This is a genomic window from Prosthecobacter dejongeii, from assembly GCF_014203045.1.
Taxonomy (GTDB): Bacteria; Verrucomicrobiota; Verrucomicrobiia; order Verrucomicrobiales; family Verrucomicrobiaceae; genus Prosthecobacter; species Prosthecobacter dejongeii.
Window position 1 is genome coordinate 513,460 of the sequence record NZ_JACHIF010000001.1, and the last position, 24,930, is coordinate 538,389.

Genomic DNA, 24,930 nt, shown 5'->3' on the forward strand with positions numbered 1-24,930 from the left:
CTAAGAGATAAGGTGTTTTGTCAAAATTTGGTGCCGTTCACGCACTGCGGCCATCGTGCCCGCTGAAAGCCGGAATCTTTCGATGTATCTGTAAAGCGACGGATCGAAAATCGGATCGTCCGATACGTTCAGGCGTTCAATACCTTCGCGCATGGCAGTCCTTCGTTTACTCTCAAAAGTTTTGTATCGCATAGCTACTTTGTCGGCTTTCATCCGATGTGCTGGATTCTTGTTCAATACTCCGAATACATCAACAAAACCCCATTTTGTATTAATTGACTTTGTTTGATGCTTCTGTATATCTGCCATGAAAGACAGAGTGCGATTAACCGACTGTATCAGTGCTGAGGAGCAGTGCCTTGCATGTTTCTTATATAATACTTCTAGGTTGGGTGCTTTCAAATCGCAACTTGGCCCCGCATCGGCAAAAGCAAATGCATGAGTCAATAGGTCATCGCATTGAAAACGTTCTGGTGTAAAACAGGACGCTTTAAAAAAGGCATGCGTAAGAGCCATTGATCTAATCACATCACCAATCGCTGAAGGCATGCTATTCCGAATTTCGGGTGGCGTTAGTCGGACGCCTTCTTGCAACCTTCGAAACAGTTCTCGGATTTCATCGTTTGTAGCTGATGAACAACTGGACACGGTAAGATTGTAAACATAAAATTTTCGCCGTAGTGCCGAGGGTAAGTCGTCAAAATATGCGCCAGCGTTATCGGCCAGTTCATCTGATGCCTTCGCAAGGGGGATTTTTCCATCAGCAAAGTCAAAAATCGCCAGCATTCGCTGCTGTCCGTCAAAAACTTCGTAGTCATAAGATCCTTGCGATCTCCGGAGGTAAAATTTGGGCATGTCATACCCCATGAGGATGGAATCGATGAGGAGTTGCTTCTTCTTATCTGACCATACAGACCCTCTCTGATATTGGGGTGCGGGATCAATTTGACCACGATTCTCGATTAGATCCTTGATACTCCATTGCAATTGTCGAAATTTCATATCCTATTTCATGCACATAAGGCAGGGTTTTGGCTGTTCTCCAGCTTCATTCCCAAACACGTTTACAAGGGCCTTACCACGTTTTGTGCTTTTCGTTTGCACACCTGTATCAAGTATTCTTTTCCTTACCTCCGGCTCTAAGAGCCGAGTGAGCGGCCCTTCCTCCATCCAGGTAAATTGTTTGTTAGGATCATTTTGATCCGCTGTCTCATATCGCATGGCTTCTTCGAATTTATCTGGATAGGTCTCGTAAAGCCGCACCCATTCATAGGGCGTTTGGAAGAAACAAAAGGTGCATCCTGAATTCGTTCTTCCCCATTTCATGAAGGTCGGAAGCCCTAGCCCGCTGTCTTCCAGAATGCGAATAACTCCTTGGTAGTCGATACCTGCTTCGCGCAAGGGGTACCGCGTCTTGATATTTGGCTTAGTGCTGATATAGCCGATGCGGTCTTCATCTGCACGGAGCCCTACATAACTAATCACTGCATCTTCACCCACATGTGTCTCGAAGGGCTTAAGCTTGAGGAGTTTCGTACACCAGCGGTTCTGCGGCGAGGGCAGGTAGCCCCCGAATACTTTGTGCCAGTGGTCAAAGCCTGCCTTGGCGTTAAGGTAGGTGATCTTGCTTCCGAGTTCCGCTTCAAGCCGGGCGAGGTATTCGTAAGTCTCTGGCAGTTCCTTCTGCGTGTCGCAAAACAGGTACTCCATGCCGTCTTGGCGAAAATGCTCCAGGCCACGAATGCGTCCCGCCATTAGCAGTGCCATCGCGGAACTATCCTTCCCTCCCGAGACGTTCAAGACATGGCGCACAGGCTCATTGTTACCAATATTGGAGTGAGGGGGCTTCATGAGGAGGAATCCATCATTTCCCAGAGAAGCTGGGAAAGGGCGGCAACAGCCAGCTTTTTATCTGCCGGCATTTGAGAATGCAATCGTTTTCTTAGATCAATAGCATCTTTTACCTGCGATGAATTAAGGTAAAACACCTGATCCCGCTCCTCTCCGGTTTTTTGGGTAAGGGCAATCCTCACGGCGTTCTCGGGCGCTCGGGAACCTTCACCAAAGTGCAACGACTCGACTCGTTGAAACTGCCTCACCAGCCCAAGGACGCCCTCTTGAAAAGCGGTCTCGTCTTTGTCCCTCCAGCGGGATGGAGGAACACGGGTCACCAGACTACCAAGCGCCTCAAGCCAGACCGGTTCTTCCGTGGCATCGTCAATCAGTTTCAAGGTGAATGCACGCAGCTCCGGGTTGGTCACACCCACGATCACGGTTTCGGCCCTCTCAGCGACCGACCTCCGCCAGGCGGAGAAGTCTGCACCAGTTTCACCAAAGGCTTCCAGCACGGTCTCGGTCATGCGCTTCCGGCATTCTGGCAAAGCACGTCGCAGCTCAGACAGACTTTGAGCCAACTTGGAGGCCAACTTAGAGGCTTCCGATTTGCTCACATCCCCCTGGAAGCCAAGTGCTTCAGGGATGGCTCTAAACACCAAGACGGCCGGTTCCTCGGCAGCCAGGACATGTTTCCTCAGAGTGATTGTCTGCGGGCTGAGATTGTCTGTGTTTTTGGCGTAGTCTGGCAATTCGGCTACCATCAGACAGATTGGCCGGACGATGGAAAGCAGCTCAGTGCGCTCGGCACGCTCTAGCTTCACAACTTCAGCCAGGTGTGAGAGCAACTCCCTTCTCATGCCATGAATACGGCATAGCTGGAACTCGAAGGTTTGCGGCGCTTTGACGAGGCGCATTTTCAAGAATTCCTCGACATCGCTTACAAAGCGTCCGTCCTCATAAATGGCCAGTTCTGCCTCGTGCTGCACATAGATGGCAACCAGGAGGATCGGGATCAAGCCATCGCGCACACCAAAAGGTGGGCGACGAAGTTCTTCAATGATTCGATCAACCCGGATTCTTGCATCCGGCCTTACCTCAAGCATCTTAATGACATGCTCCAGTGCCAGACGGAGGCGAAGTGGATCTTTTTCTGGGAACTCAATGCTCCAACCATGAGCCCGTTCAGCATGAATGCCTGATTCTTTAAGAACTGACAGATACAGTGATTTCTCGGGTGGCGCTTTGTCATGAGGCAGCCCCAAGTGGGGATCATCTCCATGATTGAGCATCAGTTCAAACAACCGCTGACGGGCAGCAGCAGCGGCGGAACTAAGCGTGTTACGATTTACCAGCTCATTATGAACGTGTGGAGCTTTCGGGAACAGACTGTCACACAGCTCCGACAAATAGCATTGCAGCGAACCATCACGATCTAGGTCCTTCACGGGCATGGAATTGTAAAACCAGTGAATGCTTGATTGCTCATCCTGGGAAAGTCCACGGAAACCCACATAGCGATGAAGGGCATTCTCCAGTGCCTGGTTTGCATGAGCTATCTGGCGGGATACTTCCTCGGCGGCAAAACGGTCATCCTTCAACTCGGGGGTATGGCGCTCAACATGATTCCAACGCTCCAAGCTCAGAATGAAACCATTCAAAACTTCTAGCGCATCCGTCACTCCAAACAAGACCTGTGGACTGGCCGGCATTCCGGCAATCTGTTTTTGCGCCCGCTTCCTCTGCTCTTCTGTTTCGCTCAGAACGATTACGATCATACCATCCGCAGGGTATTCCGGCTGGAATATTGCGGGGTCTGCACTGATTTCATCCGTGGAACAGAACCGAATGGTAAAATGCCTGAGATTGCCGGTCCGTATATAGTGAGCACGGGCGACGACAGGTCTGGCATCCAAGCGCGCACGAAGCAGTTCGCCCATGTTGGAGATTTGCTGGATGGATTCCGATGCCTTGGCGAACTCGTGCTCCAAATTGACGCTGGTGTGCGACCACAGCGCATAACCTCTTCTTGCCCCTCTGAAAAAAAGCAGATTCTCTTTTTTCAACCTTGCGACGGCTGTTTTGAGACTTTCTGAGTTTCCCAAGGCGAGTGCAAGTAGGTCATCACTGGGTAGCAGATCAGCAGTGGAGTCGATGGTGTTTAGGACACCAATTGTCTTCAAGATGCGTAGCTCCAACTCGCGCTCTGCGGGAAAGCTCCGAATGACTGCATCTATGTGACTCCAGTGGCTCCGAAAGCTTTGGGCACTCAGACGACCTCCGAAGTTCTGAGCAATGAAGTCGTAGAATTCAGGCAACCTGTAGATGAATCTCAACGTTGCCTCGTTCTGCGCGAAGTCCTGCAAGGCATGGGGTTCCGACGATAACAGGAAGCTGAACAACGAGCGCTCATTCTGACCAAAACGGCGAAAGAACTTCGCCAGCACCGGAAGGACTGTTGGATGCAGGGGATACAAGCTGGGGGCAAGCTCAACGAGAGCGCTTTTGCCAGCATTGGCTCCAAACAACCCAAGATCGACCGCCACCCGCATGTCGGTATGGGCTTCTGACTTCCATCCACGAGGAAACTCATCCTCCTTCACATTCAAAGCTGCGCTTAAAAGCGATGCGACCTGGCTCAACGGCTGGGCGAAGACGATTTCCTCGAAACGCTCCGCCACTTTCTCCCATTCACGCTGAGCCTGCTCTGTTAGCTTGTCCGCATAGGTGCTGAATCCTTGATGAAGGAGACCTATAGTGAACAGGCAGTTTTCACCGCTACGGGATGATGCCTCCCCCAACTGCTGAAGAAAATACACATCCTGCTTTTCGGGGTTCAACGCGGAATATTCGAGGAATTTACCCAGCTCATCAATGATGACGAGAACACCATCGAAGAGATCATGCTGCCGAAGCTCCGTTGATGCCTGCATCAGCAACGCAATTACACGGTGGTCCAGATTGGACTTCGGAGCGGCCAGCGTTTCGTCCACCGCCATTCTGACTTTGAGTTTTTTCCTTCCATCAATGTTCTGATGGAGTGAGTTCGACAGAGCAGACAGTAATGCCATCGACATCTGCTGGCGGGAGCCTGTAACCAAAACTGGAAGGAACCCACGGCGAGAGCGTGTTAGGCCCATTTCAACCGGCAGTCCTCGTAGGTGTTTAGGCAGATCGGAACTGCTGGGGGAAAGCAGATTCGCAAGCAACAAGGCAAAGCTCGATTTGCCGGAGCCAAAGTCGCCTGTGACACGCCATGAACGCTGACCAGACACTGATCTCGTGCCCTTCAACAAGCGAGAAAGGTTCGCTCGCGTATCATGAGTTAACACATACCCACCGAGAGCCTCGGGGTCGCGGAAATCACGTTCAAGCTGCGCCGACCGGAGAAAGCGGGGACTGATTCGAAGAATGTTATTTATGGAGCGCGATGCCATCAGGCGGGGATGTAGATATTTTCAAGAAAGTCGAACGAATCAGCCTTGCTAGAACGGGTTACCTGCTGAAGCGAGGCAGACTCTTGGAACGTAATCGCTCCTTTTGTTGTCTGCTTGATCTGGTCGAGATAGTGTCGAACCGATGCTTCTGGAAGTTTGAAGATCTGCCCAGGACTTCCTTCACCGACTGCTGCCGCGCCAAATGAGATGGTTTGCTCATTGACATGTTCATTCCGCCAGAAATCATTCAGGCAATAGGCAAACAGCTCAGCTGAAATACCTGGCTTGTCTTCGATTGCAAAGGAATAGATCCATTCGAGCTGACCGCTTTTAATGTCGGTGCGCTCACCGCAACGTCGAAGCAAACCAAGCTCAACAAACGGACTGTCGAGGTTGTCCTCGGCGACCTCACCTTTGCGTCCTCTTGTGGGTATGAAGGTGTTGATAAACACCCGAAGGCCGTCCTCAGTCGTCCGGTCTGAGAGGCTTTGCGCCTTCGGTGGCAGATTCTTCTTCAAGAACCCCATCGCTTCACCCTCGGTGAACTCAGCACGATGCCAGTGATTAAGCATCTGTACCCACTGGTAAATCGGACCGTTTGGATTTGTGGCGATTTTCCAATGTAGGAGCCAGAGGGTCGATGGGTGTTCTAGATATTGATCATGCCCATCGTGCCCTAGCAATTCCTGGCCGAATGGAGTGACCGCATACCCTTTGTGGTCGCCAAGAGACTCGATAACACCCGCCGTCTCAGCCCAGAACCGGATGGAGCGAACCATATTTTTGCCTACACCCAGCCGGACCATGGCATCATTTTCGTCACTGAAGAGCCTCGAGTTTCGCCCATCACTGAGATGCTGCACTGCCTTTGGCAGCCAGGCGTACCGACAAACAAAAGTTTCGTGGCCTGAATAGCGGAAGTTGGACGGGGAAACGGGCATTGATGCAAAAAGGTCTGTAAGAGTCATTATGCACAGGAGCCAGATAATGAAACAGCATTCTCTGTTGCAGTGAAACAGTCCAATCATTGATCCAGTTGCCTTTGCTCCTGACTTGAGCCATCAGACACTTGCCTTGTGACTTGCCGTCTTGGCATTTGTTGACGAGCAATGACTTTGGACTCTGTATTCCTGTGAATGAGGGCAGGACCATTTAGGTGACCAACACCCGCTGTCGGGCGAAGGGGCCGACGCTTGTCTGAAAACTCCTGGCGGAAAACGCGGCGGAGCGAGGCAAGCCCATTCCGCACCAGTGGACTGTCCATTGGAATGGCTGGCAGTTGCCCAGGTGCTTCCAGCCACGCTCGGACCTTCCGCTCCTGGCCCAAACCCTGCGCTTGTCGATGGCTGACCCCAACTTCTACTTCCACAATGGACCGGAGAACACCTTTGGCCTGCGCAGTCAGTTTGGCGAGAAGCTGGTCTGGATGCTGAGGCGTGGGCTGATCCAGGCGTGAAGCTTTGGCAAAGGCACACGCCTAACCCATCCAATCTCGCCCAAATCCTAACCAAGTTGCCTGGGCCGAATTCCAGGTGCATTTTTCGACAGTGATCCGCGTCGAAATTCCCTCCAAGCTCCTCGCCTGCGCTCGTCCCGGCTATGACTTCGGGCGCAACGCCCCTGTTTCCAAGGAAGTCGTGAAAGTGTGGCTGGATGAAGCGAAGGTCCAGGGGGCTCGCTCGATTCTCTGCCTTCTCGCGGCCCAGCACCTGCGCCTCTACAACCAAGCCCTGCCAGGGGGCCTTTTGCAGGCATACCGTTTGGCTGGCTTCGAAGTTGGCCACGTCCCAGTGGGGGATCATCGTAGTCCACCTTTGTCACAACGCCAGCTTCAGCAGGTTCTCCAGCTGTATGAAGGCCTGCCGAAACCTGTGCTGATTCATTGCAGCGCCGGACTGGATCGCACCGGAGCCGCCGTGGCTTTCATCAAGAAGCAGCGCAAGGACTCAACAACCTGAGTGGCAGCGAAGAAACACCTTTGCCAAGGTTGCGGTGGGCAAGGTGGGTTGTCTCGCCCCTTCCCCGCCGTTTGCCACTTTTTCTGCCTACCCCTTAGGCCCTTAGCCTTCCTCCTCCACTTCCCCCTTTCCAAATGTACAAAACAGCCCCCCAAGCCCACCTCAGGTGATGAAGCTGGATACGAAAAGGCGGGAGCCAGTTCGAAAACCGACTCCCGCCATGCAGTGCTGGGTGGACCAGCCTACGCAGACTCGCTGCTACGAGGCTGGCAGATCAGGCTCTGGGCCGCAGGCCACTTCCATCTTGCCAGCATCCCCGCTGACACCATCGCCAGGACAGCCCTCTCCCTCCACATAGACAGACTGACGATCTGGGGGTGAGCAAGCATTCAAACTTACTTTGTGATCATCGCCGACTTCCTCCTCAGTGCTTTTGGGGTGAGCAACATGTCCCACATCGGCGCCTCGCAAAGCTGCCTGCTTTATTTCGTCAATCCTCTTCCGAACGGACTGAATCTTACTGGCGTGCTCTTGGAGTTTTTTGCATCCTTCAGAACAAGGAGCACCAATCATCCATTTCTGGGACCCTCCGCTCATCGATAACTTACGAATGCGTTCGGGTTTCTTACTGGCCAATCGTCCCAGGTAGGTCCCACACTGAGTGATGTCCCGCAAGGCATCTCCTATGCCGCGGAAAAGACGCTGAGAGCCACTGTTGTTGAGTTTCTGGACCAATTCATTTGCTAAACCCGTCCATGGCTCCGAAGAGCCATCAGCCGGAAACAGCACGTCATCGATCAGCTCCAGAAGGCTCTCTTCGGGATCGGACTCCTGGAGAGCTGCCACGAGGTCGGGATGATGGAAGTGCTTGATCCCAAAGCGGCTAACGACAAGTTTGGGAGGGATCTGCCAACAATCCAAGAAGTGCAAGAATGCAGGCAGTTGGGCAATGAGAGCAGCCATGAAAGACTTCTGTTCGAGAGCCGTGGTCGTTGGCATCGGCATGGGGTGCCTGAAGACTTTGATCAGCATGATCTTGTCTTCAATGTCGGACTCCAGAGGCGGTAATACCCGCATACGCTCGTGCTCATCGTTGAGGCTGATCACCAGTCGCTGTAATGGCGCCACCACCAAGGCCTCAGCATTCTTACGATGGAGGCGGCGGTTCTTGTTGACGGCAAGATCCTTGATCTTGGCACCAAATGCCCGTCTGGACTGAATCGATGTGTGCGACACCTCGTCTTCGATTGTGAGCAGTTCTGCACCAATGAAATCACTGTTGAAGTCTGTCCCCTGCGTCATGTAACTGTAAGGCTTTCCTGGACTGCGACCACCAAAGACATGGTTGAGCAATTCCGTGAAGAGGTTCTTGCCAGACTGCTTTTCTCCGCAGAGTGCCAGAACTTGGCCCGCCATCCACGACTGTTGCCGGAACATGTCTAAGGCCACTTTGATCCAGCCATAGATGTAGGGCACTTGCTCCCGGCCAAACATCTTTTGAAAGATATCTTCAAGCATGGACCAGTCACCCTGAACTGGATCAATGAAGTTCGGCTCGTTGAGAATCAGAATGCGGGTCTTGCCAAAGGTATGGTAGCCCGCTCGGTGGCCGCCAATGTCACCGCACATATGGATGAACCGTTCCTCTTGCATCCGGCAGATGAATTCCTCCACCTGCGAAATGCATTCGTCATCACCAGGACGCTCTGCCATGCCCTTCCGCTTCAGATGCAGCACAAGGTCCCGCTGACTGAGACTGAGCCACGTTCCCTCAGCAGTTTGCTTCCAGAACAGTCGCGTGGAGTTGTCGTAGCAAACGGTCTGAAGGAGCGCTTCGAAGGCCGCCTCGGACAGCGGAACTACTTCCTTCTTCTTTCGTCCTCCTTTCTGCTGAGTTGGGGCAGCAAGAATCTGGCCGTCTGGCGTGAGTCCCAGTTCGGCATTGAGTTCCGCCCGGATCTGCTTTGCCAAAGCAGTCTCGGCTGCAGTGATGTGGCCGTGGGCCACTGCCGAACGGGGAGGCGCGTCCTCTGACAAGACAGTTGGTGTGACGGGATTCTTCTCTGTACAGTCTTTCTGGCCTGACGATGAAAGGGCAGAGGGAACTTCGGGCGGTGGTGACTGAGGGGTGTTGTTAAAATACATGATTGTTAGGCATTGGGGTTGAAGTAGATGAGTTTCTGGAACTTGCCGTTGCGGACAGCTCCTGGCAGGCGGACAGGCTGGCTGACTGAGAACATTTGCGAATCAAAGCCCAAGGGGGACAATTCCCTCTTTAGGCGGGCGGCGTCGGCATCGCCTGGATGGACAAACCAGCCGTGGAGACTTTTGCCTGCCGTATCGACCACGGCTTTGACCTGGTAGCCCAAAACCGCCAGGAATCGGAAGACTGCCCCCATGTCGTCCTTTGACAGGGTGTCTGACTCCACGACCAGAAAGCGTTTCTGGACCACATCTGCATTACAGCGAGATTTGCCACCAGGTTTGAACGCGTTTGGGCAGATGAAGGCACCAGGGCACTCGTCTTCCCCCATCCAGTCCTTTGCAGCACGGAAGTTGGTAGCATTGTTGGGATACCCAGATTGCTGGACACTCCACCCCACCCACAGGATGTCATCGGGCGGGAAAAGGCTGAGCAGCAGCTGATGGTGGATAGCGACTGGAACCGTGACCTGGCCAACGGGATCGTTGACGATGTCCTGATAGCTCCAGGGGAATTCCCGCAGGATTCTGTCAAGCGCCACAGTGGCCTTGCCCGGCTGAGATGCCAAAGGACTTGCCAGGACCTGGGGCAATGGGACTGCCTGCGAGATCGCACCCGCAAGCTGGCTGCCAGCCTTCTTTCTGGTGCAACGCGCCCACAACTTGCGGTTGTACCCCTCGACGACCTCGCGGCAGCTTTGGTGGAAGCAATTAATGCGCAGGATGCCGTTGTTGTCGTACACGGTGCAATGGTTGGGAGCCGTCGGCTGCGTGTGGAGTTCCTCTCCAGGGCAGTGGATGTGCCCTTTGTACGGATCGACCATGCTGATGGCGCAGGAGCTGAGCAGCTCGGAATGAGGGATCAGGTTGGCCCCTACTGGCGCATTGGCACCCGTCTGCTGAGATGTGTCTGGGTTTACCATTTGATCAGGCCCTCCACCAGTTTGTTGACGTCGGAGACCGCAAAGAGGCGGTGCCTGAGTAGTGGCAAACTGCGAATGAGTCCGCGGTCCTCCAGCCTGCGCAGAGTCCTGCTGCTAATGCCCCCAAGTCTGCGGCACACTTCGTCGGCTTTGATAAGGAGCACCTCGCCAGTTTGATCTGAACTGGGAATCATAGGCGCTGTTAGTGACTTTGATTTGCGATTCTGAATTTTCATGAATTGAAGAATTTGATAAAATGAAGCCAGCCCTGGAGTTGCCCCGCAGGGCTGGCATAGTTGTTTTACTGGGCCTGTGCCGGGGTCGAGGCAGCGTTGCTAGAGCCGTTCGCCTGGGTGCTGACAGAGGTGTTTGCCAGTCCCGGCCAACGGAAGGCAACATCAACCGCCACGCTCTGCCAGAACGCTTTTGCGCGGTCCTCGGAAATCAGGCGGCGAGCCTGGATGTCCTCGACGAATGTGTCGTAAAACACCTTGTAGATGTAGATGGAGGCGATACCACGGCTACGACGGGCAGGATGCTCCGAAGAGCGCGGCAGCTTGTAGCTGAAGAAGTAGGTGCGGTTGGCGATCCACTCCTTGAAGGTGCGCTCCAGCCCCTTTTCCGCCAGCGTTCTCGACCCGGTGAAGTTCAGATATTCGGCATTGATGACCCAGGGGCAAATCTGGGAAATGGCGACGTGAACTTTCTGCGGGCGGCAGGGCTTGTCGGGGCCAGCCTCGCCAATGCGAGCTTGGTCGTAGCCACCGTTTGACAGATCGGCCAAGACACCGGCCACACAGATAACGTGATGGCGGGTGGTGATGGCGTCTCCATCGGGGTTGGTACCGCGTGGCGTGCGACCGGGCAGGACGATGTTGTATTTGACAGGCTGCGCGTCCACAGGGGCCGCGATGACTGGAAGTGCAGTTTCTGCACCGTGGTTCTGTTTATCAGGATGAGCCTCCGGCTGGGAGAGCTGAGGGCTGGACTGATGTGAGGATTTTTGGGTTTGATCTATGTCGTGCATAGACCTATATAAAACTTAAAGGACACAAACGCTTTTTGTCCTTCAAAAATCCCACTTACCCAACTTCATCGAGGAGGTCGCTGGTGGCAGCAGACTACACCCCGGACTGTGATGCAGTAATCATTGGCAGTTTCTGTCCTCCTGAATGTGACTCTTTTTCTGGTCTCCGGATTTACGCCATCTCGACCGCTTCTTCTTACCTAGGGCTTTGTCCGATGAAGGCAGTCCTTGATACTTCAGGTGTATTCGAAACGCTGCCAAAGTTTTGTCATCGCTGAATTCCAGATTGTATTCCTTACACTGAGCTTTGATGGGCGTACCGTTTCGTTTCCATTCTTCCCACCGTTGCACCAGCTTCCATCTATCCTCTTCGTAGAAGCTGAGCGGACACTTGGTTAACACCAGCGGATGCCACCAATGAGCCTCCTGCTGTTTCTGAATCCAAGCCATCAGATCCTGGGCTTTGATGTTGCCATCACACACGAGGATCTCCTGACCAACGATTGCATTGTCTAGTACCTCCGACAGGCTGCCCGGCCCTGCTGAGAAAAGCGGGTCTCGCCAGCTACGATCCGAAAGCTGACACAACTCGCTAAATGCTAGGTCCTGAACAGCACAAACCAGAGAGTCTGTGACCATCCCCAAAGCTGAACACAAATCAGGTCTGACCTCACAAGTGTTGTATGGGGCATCGCTCGGGACTAACGCTGCGCAGCCCCACCAAACGGTCTGCCCGTTCGTCTCTTCCAGAACCAGGCATGCTGAAATATCCTGGAACGGTTCTTCGACAAACCAGCGTTCTGTCGTGGAACTGATCCTGTCGAGTTCCACCAAGTGGCTGATCCTGTGGATGCTACGTCGCTGATCAGTTTTCCTCTTTGCCATCCTGCACAAATATCCATGCTCGACCAGTCGCAAGAACTCAGTACTGGTTTTGAGCAGAGCGAATGATCTCCGTGACTGACGAATACGGCGTACGCGTGCTTTTTGAAATAGCTTTGGCCTTGTGCCCTTCTGCGGCCAAAGCAAGCACCTGTTGCTTCCGAGCATCTGAAGCTGCTGGTCTGCCAAATTTGACGCCCCGCGCTTGGGCCGCCTTTATACCTGCACTCACACGTTCAGTAATGATTTCCCGCTCGAATTGGGCAACGGCACCGAGGATATTAAGCTGAAGATGCGCTGCTGGGTTACCATCCGTTGTGTCTATGCCTTGGCTGGGGCAGATGAGAGCCACTCGGCAGGATTGCAGTTCTGCCAGAATTTGTGCCAGGTGGCTGAGCGAGCGTCCGAGGCGGTCTAACTTGTAGCACAACAATACATCCACCTTGCCCTTCCTGATTTTGGTCATGAGGTCTGCGAGTCCTTGCCGATCCTGACGGGCACCTGAGGCTGTGTCGCGGTACCACGTCACATTCTTCCAGCCTCGCCTCTGGCAATACTCTCGCAGTTCCGCCTCTTGGCTTTCGTGATTCTGGCTATCGGTGCTAACCCTGACGTAAACGGCAACTCTTGGCTCCATGAAAAAGAAGCGCTGGAAAAGATGTGGCAGTTGGAGGCTTAAAATTCATGTGGCCGAGGCCCCTTTCCCCCACCGCTGAAAAACTGAAGCTTTTCAGCGCTTTTTGTTAGGCTTCGCCTTCACCTCTGCTTCTAACGCTTCCACGACACACTCGCTAATGTCCACCTTCAGCCCTGCTGCGATCTTACGGAGAACCCAGAAGGTTGGCCTGGCGTCATCGTTCTCCAAATGCGTGATCGTCGTGCGGCTGATCCCGATCTGTTCTGCCAGCTTTGTCGCTGAGATGCCGACACGCTCTCGCTCACGCTTGAGGATGAGAACAAGAGCGCGTTCCACCGGGTCAGTCTGAGAGGGGCGTGGCACCCTCTGAACATTCCCACATTGACGAGGCAATCACGGGCATTAAAATGCCTGATTTGAATTCGGCTCTCATTCGATTCTTTCCTCACCCACTGAGGCCCAGAATGCCTTCGCAGCAAATTCTACTTCCCCATGACCCAAGAACACGAATACCCCAAATCCGCTGCTGAAGCTTTTACTGATGCTCTGAAAGCTCTGGAGCTTCTCGGAAAGGTTCGATACCGCAATCCTGAGAAAGGCCTCATCCGCGCCCAAGTCCGCCACCGACTGGCGAAAGTGAATGTCTCCGTCCAGATTGCTCCTCAGGACGATGCTTCTCTGATGACATTCCAAGTCACTGGTTCCCATGCCTGGACAGACGTCGCAGACGCTATTGCTGCTAAATTTGCTTCTGTTTTGAAAACTGTCAGTGAGCTTGGATACGAGAAAGCGCAGATGATCGACAGGCAGGAAAGAACTATCGTCGGCTGGATGGTGATCATACTGGGACTGCTCGTCATCTTTTTCCTGCCCTGGAATTTCAATCCCAAACATGTCACGGTGACAACGGATGGCGCTGCTCTTTACACAAGTATGGAAGTGCTGGAAGAAGCTTACGACGCCGTGATGCGCTCTCCTGAAATGTGGACTCTGAACCGAGAGCTTGGTAACAATCCTGTCCGTGACCAGTTGTTGCCTGCTTACCAACCGATGATGAAACGGGTGACTGACAGGGTGCTCCAACGGTTTGAAAATTCTGGAGACATCATCCGGGTGAAGGCTCGCACTTCCTGTGAAATCTTGGGGAAGACGAAAGACCCGATGACTGATGAAGTCCTCTTCAAAGTGCGTCTGACTGATGGTCGCCATTCTTCCACCATTGGATACATCCACCAAAGCGCTGTTCGATAGGTTGCTTCGAGAAGACCGAATGCCAAAGCTGGGGAAGCATCTCATTACTATGGAAAGCGATACGGACCTTTTTCTGATTTCAGTGGGCGTCGGCTGAGGAAGAATCTTGCCTCAACTTCCGGCATCCTGCCGGAATTCGTCCAGGAGTCCTCACCATCGCACCCTCCATCATCGAGATTGCCCTTCGGATTCTCCTCTGCGATTTCCGAACTCTTCTTCCGATTCTGTGCTTCAGCGCTTAAGCAAATCGGCTTTCCATGTTAAAACCTGAGGACCACTTCGTGAGCCTTACTGAATCATATTTACGTTCCCAGAGAGATCGGAATTGAGACAGCACCAACATTCGCAACCCTGTGGAATGGGGCCACACATACCCAGGTGTGTCATGGTGGAATTCTGGTGGTGCTTTCAGTGCATAGAATCACACCCACATAGTATGCTCTGCTGTGTGATGTCAGGATCAAAGCCCTTCCTGGAAGCTCGCTGCATGAAAGCAAAGCATCTGACATTGCTTTCAGATTCCCTAGCATGGAGAACCGCTCCCGCTTGATTCTTCCTGGGCAGAGACGGTGTTTGAGGAACTTGCTGGCGGATAATGTCTCTGTTATAGCAAAACGATGCCGAAGGCGATGCAGCAGCTGAAAGCGAGCATACCTGCCAGCAGAACCAGACATCCGCTCCCTTTGTTCCTCAGCCTTTTGAGAGGCGGCCTGGAGAGATTTCGAAGCATCCTATCCACTTCACCAATGTCGCCATAACCAGCTCCCAGTATGATCTTGAGATCGTGAATATAGGCTGTGGGCATTCGCATTGCTTGATCCATCCGAATCATGCGGTTGCCCTTGTCGATCAGTCCTACCAGCAAATCATCACTTTGATGAGATGTGGATGAATCCGTGTTCTGAACATGCTTTACGCTGTTGATCAAGCACATTAGATAACCTTCCACCTTGTCATATTTCTCCATGCCGAGGAAGCTTCGGTAGTTGACTCGCAAGCCTCCCAGCTTTCCATCTGCTTCTGCCAGAACAGAATCAATGAGCATACGCGGAGATTGCAAAGCCTGCTCGCAGGTGGTGACAATTTGCAGCGCATCTATCCTGAAACGCTTTTCTTCATCAGTGCTTCCAGATTTGGAAGAGATCACCAATGACTCTACTTGCTGAAGTGAGGGAGAGAGAACAGGAGGATTGAAGTGAGCAGCCACCCCATACCCGCATGACGGACATTGAGCAGCTTTGTCGGAGACGTTGTGCTGACACTCTGGGCACGGGACAAGAGCCATATTGAGGTATAAGGTCTAACAATGTTTGCTTTACGCGGCTTCTAATAATCGAAGAGCCATTCACCAAAATGGTTCTTGTAAAATTCGACTTCGACCTTGCCTAACTGCCAAGCGTTCTTGTGCAGCTGGTAGTGGTATTCATATCGCTCAAAGTCCACGCGGATGGGAAACACGAGATTGCCCTCTGGACCTTGCCTGCCGTCGCTTTGATAAATGGTTCCTTTCTTGATCTGGAGAATTTTGGCCCCAGATAATTGGGGAACCTTAACACGAATCTCCTGTTCCGTGGGCCATTCCGGTTCAGGGGCTTTGGAAAGTTCTGAAGGCTTACAGCAGGTTACGAATGCCACAAGGCCGATGGCAAAGGCGGAGCGGGAGAAGATCATTGAAGAGTTTGGTTTGAGGTGGTGAAAGGCCCGCAAGGACGGGACGAAGGAAGTTGGAAGTTGTCTCCGAAGCGATGAGGTTGATCCACAGATCGAAAGCAGCTTGGGATCGCCGCTTGATTGGTAACATATTACCAATGCGGATGTTTAGGCAACGGGAAAAATCAAATGTGGCATACCCCCCTCCTAACCAGTCTGATCCTTTGGAGAGACAAGTCGTTCTCGCTTTGAAGGCAGAACGGGAGAGGCAGGGCATATCCGCCAACGCTCTTGCCCAGCAGATAGGCGTGAGCAGGGCCGCCATTACCCACATTGAGGCAGACAGATCCCGTCCGACACTTTGGCTGGTGATCCGCATTGCCCAGGGTCTTGGGTTGTCTCTGAAATTTGGCAGGAAGAGGAAGAGTGACCCAGACATCGAACTGGGTGAATGAACCGTCTGGTTGAGACTCAGATCGTTTGATTTTGGTGCCATCGCCAATCCTGCTTCATCGGTATTTCCACCAGAAAAAAGAAGTTCACCTTGGGCAGCCCCAAGGTGAAACTTTTGCTCTTCACATGATCGGAGCCACCCTTCTGCTGCACCTCCCAGCTAGGCTTCTGCGCAGTGTTACAGCTGTATCGCACAGGCAAGTGTCTGGCTGGAAGGTTCGTCTCCTGAGGATCAGTATTCCTCTGGCATCAGTACCGTGGTGACTGAACGATCTGCCTCAGTGATGATCCAGAACTTGTTGCCTTCCTTGCTGGTGTAGGCCGAGAGCAATCGTGTGCCCTCTTTGACGGCCTCATCATTGCTTTGCCAATCGTCTTTGCACACCTCTCCCCAGTCACCCTGGATATGGCGCACTAGTGCATCGCGGATTTGCTCCGTGCCAACCAACTCCAGGGCCAGCGGCGTTGAGCACAGCATTCCAAGAGAGAATAGACATCTGAATTTTTCTTCAGCCATGGTGATGATCCTCCTGTTAGCGGTTGTGGGAATGACGGTGGCGACGCTTGTCCTTCCGGCTGGATGGAGCAGGCGCAGAATTTTGTTCTGCCAGCTCTGCGGTCTGTGCCGGAAAGGACGTGTCGCCAGATTCGGATTCTGCGAGAGCGGGAGCTTCTGGCGTATCGGTGGTCGCGGAAGCATCCTCTGACGAAGCCTGGGTATGGGAGACGTCCGCTTCATGAGAGGAAGGCTCCTGGCTAGCTTGTGGCACCTCTGGCGACTCGGCAGACGCAGCTATCAGCCTCGCGGTTTTGACCGTGCGCCACAACAGCTCGCCATCGGCCACACGGACCTGCACTTCATGGTTGAAGGTGGTGCGAACCGTGGCTTCGAGTTCCACGCCTTTGCGCATGATTAAAACTTTGTCTCCGGGTTTAAATGGATTGTCCATGAAGTAGAATTTGATTCTCCTCCCTCCCGGTTGCCCCAGATGCGATTATTGATGCCCCATTTTGGCGGATACCAGGGCAGCAGCAGTTCCCTTGATGCCTCAAACCTGTGTTTGATCCTTGTCCGACCAGTGAGCTGGTTCATCTCGGGATGGGCCACACGGGCATACTTGTCCACCTCGCAGAACAGGTTCTGGCAGTCGATCAGCTGCAAGGGCCTTCCCCACAGGTCCTGAAACTCCAGACCCATTTGCGAGAACATCTCTTGCTGTCGGTCGGCCACGATGCGGATAAGGTCCTCGTCGTTATAGCCGCCCTTGTCAGAGAAGCATTTGCGGATGCCATCCAGCGCTCCCGGCCCTGGGCAGACGAAATCCATCTCGCTGAAGTTGGTGAGCGGGCTGTAGTTGAGATCGGTGGCATACTGATACGCCAGGAAATCCCCAATGCTCGGATACTGCCTCAGCAGCCAGAAGACGCTCCGCATGTCTGGGGCCTGGGCGATCTTGTCGGGCAGGTCGTAGGCCAGCATTCTCGCCAACAGAGCCAGGTGCATCTTGTGCTTCCGTTTGTAAGGCGAGCCCATGCCGCCTGATGGCATGATGTAGGCTGCTGAATAGATGCTACGTCCGGTTTCCATGGCTGCCGTCAATACCTCGTCGTAGGCCTCAAAAGAAAACTCGTCTGAGTGAATGCCGCCCAGTTTGCAGGAGAGCCATTCCCAGGTGTTGATGCTGTTGAAGAACTTGAACAACAGGATGCGGAAAAACCATTCTTTGGAAGATTGCTCGCCCTCGTGGATGACATGTTTGATCAGATATTGGCTGACACGGTCGCTGGCCCGATAGGCATTGGTGAATTTGTGCTGAAGCAGGATGGGATCATTTGACCAGGGAGCAGGCTCGCCGTGGAAGCGTTTGAAGAAGATCTTCTGACGCTCAGCTGCCAGCTTCCAGTAAGATCGAAACACCTCCGTCGTCTCGATGCCAGAAGCTAGGAAAAGCGGGGGATGATGGTCAGTCGTTTCATTGCAGTCCATGAAGGAAAATTTGGCTACATCCCGGAAAAGTTGGGGGTCCTCACGGCAGGATGTGATTGCCTGAATCCTTGCAAATTGGTGATCGACAGCTCTCACCTCCACTTCGTTATTTCATCCATGTGCAGTCGTCTCAATCAACTGGCCCAGCTCCCTCTTCTGGTGATCGAAGGGGAAGCGAAACCTGCCAAGCGACGCAAGGCGAAGCCCCAGGAGGATGTACGTTCCCAAAACGCTTTCCTTCACAACCTGTGTCCGACTGATTACGCGGATGTCTTCACCCTGAATGCTGGGCAACTCACCGCTGAACGCATGAGATTTGGCCTGATTCCCACCTGGGCAAAGGGGACGAAAGCAGAGGTGGTGAAAAAGTTCCGCCTCACCTTCAATGCTAGGTCCGAAACGATTTTCGATCTCGCATCCTTCCGCACGCCCATCAAGAGCCGCCGTTGCCTGATACCTGTGCAGGGCTGGCATGAATGGCCAGACCGCACCACACCTTACTTCATTCATCAGGTGGACGATGCCCCTTTGATGTTTGCGGGCATCTGGGATTCCTGGGAAAGCGCTTATCCAGAGGATTGCGAAAGCGGCCCCGTCATCACTTCCATGAGCGTCGTCACTACGCCGCCGGGGCGCTATCTGGGCAAATTCCATGATCGGTGCCCTTTGATCCTAGAAGGTGAGGAGGCCATGGATTGGATGTCGGATGGCCTTGCCCCTGAGGATGTTCGGGCTTTGATCCGCCCGTATGAGAGTGACCGCCTGGAGGCTTACCGTGTGGCTCCTGCTTCCGTGGTGCCAAAGAACAAATCTGCAAAATCTTTAGTTCCCATTAGCCCGCCCGTTCCTCAAACGGGTGACTTGCCGGTCGCGGACGGAAATGAGACGCCTGAATTGGGATTGGAATTGTGATCACCTCGGTCCTCCGCATCAACCATTTGATGAGGTGCTTTTTGGGTGCGACGGTCATGTTCCCTCTGGGGAAATGGCGAATTGAGTGACGCGGATTATCATGGACGATAATCTTCAAATTCCCATCTTCCAAATTGCGATAGTTTTGAGGCTATTTGTTCCCAAGTCTCTCCAGTGGTCCTAGAACAAAGGCTTCTCACTCGTGCTTCGATGGCTTTTAGGTCATAATCGAAGGCGAGTATCATGTGATGGCCGAACACGGCACATTGTGAAGCGCGGTGCTGCAACAGCCACTTGGGCGTGGATACCTCAAAATCGAACGACTCCTCTGTGTCAGTGCCTTCTGGCCCAATCATGGCCTGCATGAGGAAATGAAAGCACTCTGGATCGTCCGGCCAAAAGGACTCGATGTCCATATCTGGATAGTGAAGCCGTTTGAGTTCTGCTCGCATCATGGTGTTACGTTAATGTGTCCGATGCTTTGGCACTGTTTCGAAGTTCATGCTGGAGGAGAACCGGGTGTTTGGTGCCTTGTTTCGGTGGTGAACAGTTCCATGAGTTCACGTGCAGCATCACGCAGCGCGTCCATTGTGGCGTGACCTAGCGTCTGCTCAGGCGTTCCCATGTCATCGATCATATTTACCAGCGCACGAAGCTGCCGAGCCCGACGGCACAGTGATTTTGAATAATCCTTATCCAAATTTCCAAAGTCCAACGCTTTCTCCAATCCAGCATCGTTGAACAGTACGCAAACTGCTTCAGTGAAGGAAGATTGCTCCCCGTCCGACTTGCCCGTCCACAGAGCACTCTGAAGCACTTCATCTGAAAGCTCCCTCAACGATTCATGGATAAGCTCTAAATTCATTACGGACGAAATTGGAATTGATCGAGTGGTATGTGGGCGTCGCCATCGGGTAGCCGCCTTTCGGCAAAAGCGACGGCGTTCCATCTTGTCTTAGGTATGTTCGGCCTGCATCTTGCTGCCTCACATAATCAACCAATGGTTGATGTCCTTCTTGGACGCAACGGTCGTGTTCTCTCTGGGGAGCGGGTGAAAAAACACAGGAGGTTCTTGAAAATGTTCTAATGAACAGTATTTGGTGCAGCCATGCTCACCTCACGCCAAGTTTTATCGCTACAGATGCTCTGGCAAACTCTCGCCGACCGCCTCCCTCTCCGTCGTGTGCCGTTGCTTGGCAGCATTGTGGCGGGAAGACCGGAGGTTCAGGAGGGGCGCCAGGATTACTGCCTGGATGTGGATTTCGACACTCTGAGATTACCGAAGAATGCCAGGACATTTGCCCTCAAAGTGCGCGGAGATTCGATGAAGGGGGCGGGCATCTTGGAGGGAGATGTGGTGATCATGGAGTTTCGGGAGCCCCGGCATGGAGACATTGTTGCAGCTCTCATTGATGGTGAAACCACTCTCAAGCGGTTCATTTTGCAGGCTGGCGTGCCTTATCTGCGGGCATCGAATCCCAAATACCCCGATTTGATCCCTGCTCAGGAGCTAGTGATTCAAGGGGTTCTCATCGCACTTTTACGGCTCTCAGAAAGGTAATCGGATGATCCTGCACTTTGATGCGGATGCGTTTTTTGCCTCCGTGGAGCAGGCCGCCGACAAGTCTTTGCGTGGCAAGCCCGTAGCAGTGGGGGGCGAGCGTCGCGGCATCATTGCCTCCGCCAGCTATGAGGCCCGCCGTCTGGGCATCTACACGCCCATGCCTACCGCTCAGGCCCGCAAGCTCTGCCCGAGTTTGATCGTGCTGCCGGGGGACTTCGACAAATACGAAAGGTTTTCCCGTCTCATGTTTTCGTATGCGTATGACTTCACCCCGATTGTGGAAGTGGCTTCGATTGATGAATGCTATCTGGATTTGAATGGAGCGAAGCAGGTCAAAGCAGGCGACACGGCATCCAGCATTCAACGGGCGATTTCGCAGAGTCTAAAGCTGTCGGTGTCGGTCGGTGTCGGAGTGAATAAACTCGTTTCACAGATCGCCAGCAAGCTACGCAAACCGCACTGCTTTATCGAAGTGTCACCTGGCTACGAACAGGGGTTTCTATGGCCCTTGGAAAACAAATGGCTGCCCCAAGTCGGACCGCAGCTAGCGGCAAAACTCAACACGGCTGGCCTTCGCAGGGTGGAACACATCGCCGCCACACCGCTGGAGGAACTGGCTTTACTCGTGGGCAAAAATGCCCCGCAGTTGCGAGGCTATGCCAACGGGCTGGACTCGCGCCCGGTCATCTGTGATGCCCCCGAAGCAAAAGGCTATGGAGAGCAAGAGACTTTCAATCAAGACACCACGGACACGGCCTTTATTCTAGCGCGACTCAGGGCGATGGCTGACTCTCTCATGCGTCGAGTCAGGCAAGACGGGAAAAGCATTCGCACGATCACCTTGCGCCTACGGTATAACGATATGGACGAGGTGACACGCGCCAGCAGCCTGGACGAACCCACCGATTTGGAGCACGACATTTACCCGCTGTTGCAGGCCATGCTTACCCGAGCCTGGGAGCGTCGAGTCAGTGTGCGGTTAGTGGGCTTGCGCTTCACCAAAGTTTACGAAGGGGGCTTTTCCAGCGTGCTGCCTTTGGAACAATCCGATGCAAAAAGGGAGCGCCTACATACGCTAGCCGTTGTCATTGACGACCTCCGCCGAAAAGATCGAAGCATCATGCGCGGGCATGATTTATGGCTTGCCCAGCATAAGCACGCCCCCCGGCAGACATTGCCCACGCCTAACGTTTCCGCCCCCCGAGCCGCAGAAACTAACCGCGTTCTCAAAGAGAGGGCTAACGATGGCCCCGAGATCGTGGTGAAGCAGTCTAAAGGCCATGCCGTGCCCGCTCTGAATGTGCGTAGCTGCTTTAGCTTCCTGGATTCCACGCTCACCATTTCACAGATCATCGAAGCAGCGGTTGAGCATGACATGCCAGCCCTCGCAGTGATGGACCCAAATCTGCATGCCGCCGTCCCATTCTTCCAAGCAGCCACCGCCGCAGGCATCAAGCCTATCATCGGTGCGCAGCTCAGGTGCCACGAAAAGACCTTGCTGGCTTATGTGCAAAATCAGGCGGGGTATGCGAACCTCTGCGAGTTGCTTTCAGCTTCGAAGATTAGCCAGAAGATGCTGCATGAGCATTCCTCGGGGTTGATCATCATGCCGGGGGAATCGCAGCCTGAAATGCGGTATCGAAAGCCTGGGGATAAGGTCTTTTACAACATCCTGCAAAGCATGCGAACGCTGACGCTTTTGCATGAATCGCATCCTGAAAAGCGCCGGGGTGATTTTGCTTTTGGCCCTGGCAAACCTGCACAGGAAATCATTGAAAGCTGCGAGTTCGCTTTTGATTTCAAAACACTACGCTTCCCCAGATACACGCCTGCCGATGGTTCCACGCCTGCTGCCATGCTTGACCAACTTGCCCATGCAGGTTTGCGCCAGCGTTATGGCGACAAGGCCAGGGAGCATGAAGCCCAGCTTCGGGAAGAATTAGCCATCATCTCCGAGGTCGGTTATGAGGAATACTTCCTCACCGTCTGGCATCTCCTGCAAGAGTGTCGTTCGTTAGGCATCGGCTGGATTACCAGAGGGAGCGCGGCTGATTCCCTGGTTTGTTATTGCCTCTTCATCAGCAACGTCTGCCCGATTCGTTTTGAGTTGTATTTCAAACGGTTTTTGAACCGTGACCGAATGGCGCTGCAAAAGCTGCCGGACATTGATGTGGATTTCGCCCATGATCGAAAAGATGACGTGGTGAGGCTTTTGCTGGATCGTTACGGCCCCGAGCATGCGGCGATTGTCGGAGGTTTTAACACATTTCAAGCCCGCTCCGCATTTGGAGACGTGGCAAAGGTTTTAGGAGTCGCTGAAAACGAGATTCGCCTCCTTACCAAGCATATGCCATGGACCGATGCGAAACACGCCGCCAACGCGGTGGCTTTGTCTCGGGAATGTGACTTGATGGCCTGGAAGGAGGAACCTTTGCGCACGGCCCTGCTAATGGCGGGCATGCTGGATGCCATGCCACGCTATGCCAAAATGCATCCATGTGGCGTCGTTCTCTCCCGTGATCCTATCCGAAGCCTTACGCCTACCTTTATCAGTGGAAAGGGATGGCCCACCACGCATTTTGATATGGATGCCGTAGAGGCCGTGGGATTGATCAAACTGGACATCCTGGCTCAAGGGGGGCTTGCAGTGCTGCGAGATACACAGGCCACCATCCGAGAGAATAAAGGGCCGGAAACGAAGCCCTTGCACCTTGATCTTGAATCGCTGGAAATCGGCGGGCTGGGAAGCACGGAACGGCCCCCGCGTTTGGGAGCCGTGGCCCCTTGGAGTGACCCAGAGGTTTGGCAAATGATCGCCTCAGGGAATGCCCGTGGCGTGCATCATATCGAAAGCCCTGCCATGACCAGCTTGGCCTGTATGGCCAATGTGCGGGACATTGATTGTCTTGTCGCTCTGGTGTCCGTCATTCGTCCCGGTGCTGCCAACGGCATGAAGAAAACGCAATGGGCGCGACGTGCTCAGGGTTTGGAGCCTGTGGACTATGCGCACCCCAGCCTAGCCACCGTTTTGCGTTCCACTTTTGGAGTGGTCGCTTATGAAGAACACATTCTGCAAATCTGCGAAGCCTTCGCTGGCTTGCCCCCAGGACGGGCTGACATCCTCCGCCGCGCCCTGGTGAAGATGGATGCCGCCAAAGTGAAGGAAGTGCAGGCGGAGTTTAATGCTGCCGCTCGTTTGCTCCAAAGGGATGAATCTTCGATTGCCCGTGTCTGGGATTTGGTGGCAGGATTTCAGGGCTATGCTTTCTGCCGTGCTCATAGCACCGCCTATGGAGTCGAAGCCTATCAGGGGGCGTATGCCAAGCATTACCACCCGGCAGAGTTCATGGCTGCCGTATTGACCAACGGGAAAGGCTTTTACTCCACCCTGCTTTACACCATTGAATGCCGCCGCCTGGGCATTGGATTTTTGCATCCTGACATCAACAACCCTGCCGATGGCTACACCGTCGAGATTTCAGATAGCCCCTGCGGAACATCCGCCCCCGCTCTCGGGAAGGCAATTCGTGTGCCCGTTCGATGCATCAAGGATGTGAGTGCTGCCACCCTGGCACGATGGAAAGCCGAGAGAGAAAGAGGGCGTTTCATCAGTGTCCGAGACTTTTGTGAAAGGGTGATGCCTCAAGGGCCAGAAGCCTTGAACTTGATCCAAGTCGGTGCTTTTGACCCGCTTGAAGGCACGCGCACAGAACACTTCTGGCATTGCCTACGTGCTAGCCGTGCCGATGCAGGCGGGACCGACTGGCTCTTTCGAGACGTGAATGCCCAAGATGTCAAAGCCACCTTTCGTGCCGAGCCATCGCCGCTGCAAATGCTGGCCGATGAAAGCGAGCTTTTAGGATTCACTATCAGCGGGCATCCCCTGGAACGATGGCCCGAAATTGCCTGGCCTTCCTATTGCCCCATTTCGGACCTCTCCCGATTTCATCGCCAGAGAGTGACCGTCTGTGGGTTGATTGTCGTGACACGCTCTCATTTGCAGGCTGACGGGGAGCCAATGAAGTTCATCTCCATTTGTGACCGCACGGGCATTGTCGAATGTGAGATCTTCGCAGAAGCGTATGCAGCTCATGGACTAGCCACGGTGCGTTATCCCGTGGTGGAGATCTTCGCCCACGTTCAACCCTTCGATAATGGGGCCGGATTCACCTTGGAGGTTTTACGAGTTGGAAAGCCTCGATCCATGTAAGCGT

At 53.6% G+C, this 24,930-nt stretch carries 23 protein-coding genes; 6 read left to right on the top strand and 17 right to left on the bottom strand.

Annotated features, from left to right (window positions below; genetic code table 11):
• The 4 genes from HNQ64_RS01865 to HNQ64_RS01880 are packed head-to-tail and all read right to left on the bottom strand — an operon-like array spanning position 1 to position 6,238.
• Positions 1-1,002 (bottom strand): DUF262 domain-containing protein, encoded by a 1,002-nt coding sequence (locus tag HNQ64_RS01865; RefSeq protein ID WP_184204647.1) that lies wholly within the window; start codon positions 1,000-1,002, stop codon positions 1-3.
• Between the two features lie 3 nt (positions 1,003-1,005).
• A complete protein-coding gene (locus HNQ64_RS01870; protein WP_184204649.1) occupies positions 1,006-1,851 on the bottom strand; it encodes a phosphoadenosine phosphosulfate reductase family protein in 846 nt (281 codons plus the stop codon).
• The gene (locus HNQ64_RS01875) at positions 1,848-5,270 is read right to left on the bottom strand and encodes a hypothetical protein (RefSeq protein ID WP_184204651.1); all 3,423 of its coding nucleotides are present in this window, start codon (positions 5,268-5,270) and stop codon (positions 1,848-1,850) included. Before HNQ64_RS01875 ends, HNQ64_RS01870 begins: the two co-directional genes overlap by 4 nt.
• Positions 5,270-6,238 (bottom strand): DUF4007 family protein, encoded by a 969-nt coding sequence (locus HNQ64_RS01880; RefSeq protein ID WP_184204653.1) that lies wholly within the window; start codon positions 6,236-6,238, stop codon positions 5,270-5,272. Before HNQ64_RS01880 ends, HNQ64_RS01875 begins: the two co-directional genes overlap by 1 nt.
• 564 nt (positions 6,239-6,802) lie before the next feature.
• On the opposite strand from HNQ64_RS01880, the gene HNQ64_RS24235 reads away from it, so the two are divergent.
• On the top strand, positions 6,803-7,228 hold the full coding sequence (locus tag HNQ64_RS24235; protein WP_221305308.1) for a phosphatase domain-containing putative toxin: 426 nt from the start codon (positions 6,803-6,805) through the stop codon (positions 7,226-7,228).
• A 258-nt stretch (positions 7,229-7,486) separates the two neighbouring features.
• On the opposite strand, the gene HNQ64_RS01890 is transcribed toward HNQ64_RS24235, so the two are convergent.
• From HNQ64_RS01890 to HNQ64_RS01915, 6 genes are all read right to left on the bottom strand, one after another.
• Entirely contained in the window at positions 7,487-9,265 is a 1,779-nt protein-coding gene (locus HNQ64_RS01890) for a DUF5906 domain-containing protein (RefSeq protein ID WP_221305309.1), read from the bottom strand.
• Positions 9,266-9,378: 113 nt separating this feature from the next.
• Positions 9,379-10,254 (bottom strand): hypothetical protein, encoded by an 876-nt coding sequence (locus HNQ64_RS01895; protein ID WP_184204659.1) that lies wholly within the window; start codon positions 10,252-10,254, stop codon positions 9,379-9,381.
• Between the two features lie 400 nt (positions 10,255-10,654).
• The gene (locus tag HNQ64_RS01900; protein ID WP_184204661.1) at positions 10,655-11,380 is read right to left on the bottom strand and encodes a hypothetical protein; all 726 of its coding nucleotides are present in this window, start codon (positions 11,378-11,380) and stop codon (positions 10,655-10,657) included.
• Positions 11,381-11,500: 120 nt separating this feature from the next.
• Positions 11,501-12,214 (bottom strand): hypothetical protein, encoded by a 714-nt coding sequence (locus tag HNQ64_RS01905; RefSeq protein ID WP_184204663.1) that lies wholly within the window; start codon positions 12,212-12,214, stop codon positions 11,501-11,503.
• Between the two features lie 88 nt (positions 12,215-12,302).
• Positions 12,303-12,899: a recombinase family protein gene (locus tag HNQ64_RS01910; protein WP_184204665.1), complete on the bottom strand. Its 597-nt coding sequence runs from the start codon at positions 12,897-12,899 to the stop codon at positions 12,303-12,305.
• Between the two features lie 93 nt (positions 12,900-12,992).
• A complete protein-coding gene (locus tag HNQ64_RS01915; protein ID WP_184204667.1) occupies positions 12,993-13,262 on the bottom strand; it encodes a helix-turn-helix domain-containing protein in 270 nt (89 codons plus the stop codon).
• 129 nt (positions 13,263-13,391) lie between these two features.
• On the opposite strand from HNQ64_RS01915, the gene HNQ64_RS01920 reads away from it, so the two are divergent.
• A complete protein-coding gene (locus tag HNQ64_RS01920; protein ID WP_184204669.1) occupies positions 13,392-14,150 on the top strand; it encodes a hypothetical protein in 759 nt (252 codons plus the stop codon).
• Between the two features lie 604 nt (positions 14,151-14,754).
• Here HNQ64_RS01920 and HNQ64_RS01925 read toward each other — a convergent pair.
• Together HNQ64_RS01925 and HNQ64_RS01930 are read right to left on the bottom strand one after the other, a co-directional pair.
• Positions 14,755-15,357 carry a hypothetical protein gene (locus HNQ64_RS01925; RefSeq protein ID WP_184204671.1) on the bottom strand — a complete coding sequence of 201 codons (603 nt, stop codon included), beginning with the start codon at positions 15,355-15,357 and terminating at the stop codon, positions 14,755-14,757.
• 119 nt (positions 15,358-15,476) lie between these two features.
• Positions 15,477-15,821, bottom strand: a complete 345-nt coding sequence (locus HNQ64_RS01930; protein WP_184204673.1) for a hypothetical protein — start codon at positions 15,819-15,821, stop codon at positions 15,477-15,479.
• A gap of 143 nt (positions 15,822-15,964) precedes the next feature.
• Between HNQ64_RS01930 and HNQ64_RS24420 the strand changes: the two genes are divergently transcribed.
• Positions 15,965-16,255 (top strand): helix-turn-helix transcriptional regulator, encoded by a 291-nt coding sequence (locus tag HNQ64_RS24420; protein ID WP_408004355.1) that lies wholly within the window; start codon positions 15,965-15,967, stop codon positions 16,253-16,255.
• 230 nt (positions 16,256-16,485) lie between these two features.
• Here HNQ64_RS24420 and HNQ64_RS01940 read toward each other — a convergent pair whose 3' ends face one another.
• The 3 genes from HNQ64_RS01940 to HNQ64_RS01950 are packed head-to-tail and all read right to left on the bottom strand — an operon-like array spanning position 16,486 to position 18,240.
• Complete coding sequence (locus HNQ64_RS01940) at positions 16,486-16,731, bottom strand: hypothetical protein (protein ID WP_246430912.1); 246 nt, start codon at positions 16,729-16,731, stop codon at positions 16,486-16,488.
• 55 nt (positions 16,732-16,786) lie between these two features.
• The gene (locus HNQ64_RS01945; protein ID WP_184204679.1) at positions 16,787-17,203 is read right to left on the bottom strand and encodes a prolipoprotein diacylglyceryl transferase; all 417 of its coding nucleotides are present in this window, start codon (positions 17,201-17,203) and stop codon (positions 16,787-16,789) included.
• A complete protein-coding gene (locus HNQ64_RS01950) occupies positions 17,167-18,240 on the bottom strand; it encodes a nucleotide kinase domain-containing protein (protein ID WP_184204681.1) in 1,074 nt (357 codons plus the stop codon). The genes HNQ64_RS01945 and HNQ64_RS01950 overlap by 37 nt, the downstream gene beginning before the upstream one ends.
• Positions 18,241-18,357: 117 nt before the next feature.
• On the opposite strand from HNQ64_RS01950, the gene HNQ64_RS01955 reads away from it, so the two are divergent.
• Positions 18,358-19,152 carry an SOS response-associated peptidase gene (locus HNQ64_RS01955; RefSeq protein WP_184204683.1) on the top strand — a complete coding sequence of 265 codons (795 nt, stop codon included), beginning with the start codon at positions 18,358-18,360 and terminating at the stop codon, positions 19,150-19,152.
• A 98-nt stretch (positions 19,153-19,250) separates the two neighbouring features.
• Here the strand turns inward: HNQ64_RS01955 and HNQ64_RS01960 are convergent, their stop codons facing one another.
• Complete coding sequence (locus HNQ64_RS01960) at positions 19,251-19,607, bottom strand: immunity 8 family protein (protein ID WP_184204684.1); 357 nt, start codon at positions 19,605-19,607, stop codon at positions 19,251-19,253.
• A gap of 44 nt (positions 19,608-19,651) precedes the next feature.
• A complete protein-coding gene (locus tag HNQ64_RS01965) occupies positions 19,652-20,017 on the bottom strand; it encodes a hypothetical protein (RefSeq protein WP_184204686.1) in 366 nt (121 codons plus the stop codon).
• Between the two features lie 243 nt (positions 20,018-20,260).
• On the opposite strand from HNQ64_RS01965, the gene HNQ64_RS01970 reads away from it, so the two are divergent.
• Both HNQ64_RS01970 and dnaE read left to right on the top strand, forming a co-directional pair.
• Complete coding sequence (locus HNQ64_RS01970) at positions 20,261-20,713, top strand: LexA family protein (protein ID WP_184204688.1); 453 nt, start codon at positions 20,261-20,263, stop codon at positions 20,711-20,713.
• Positions 20,714-20,717: 4 nt separating this feature from the next.
• A complete protein-coding gene (gene dnaE, locus HNQ64_RS01975) occupies positions 20,718-24,926 on the top strand; it encodes a DNA polymerase III subunit alpha (protein WP_184204690.1) in 4,209 nt (1,402 codons plus the stop codon).
• Positions 24,927-24,930 lie beyond the last annotated feature (4 nt).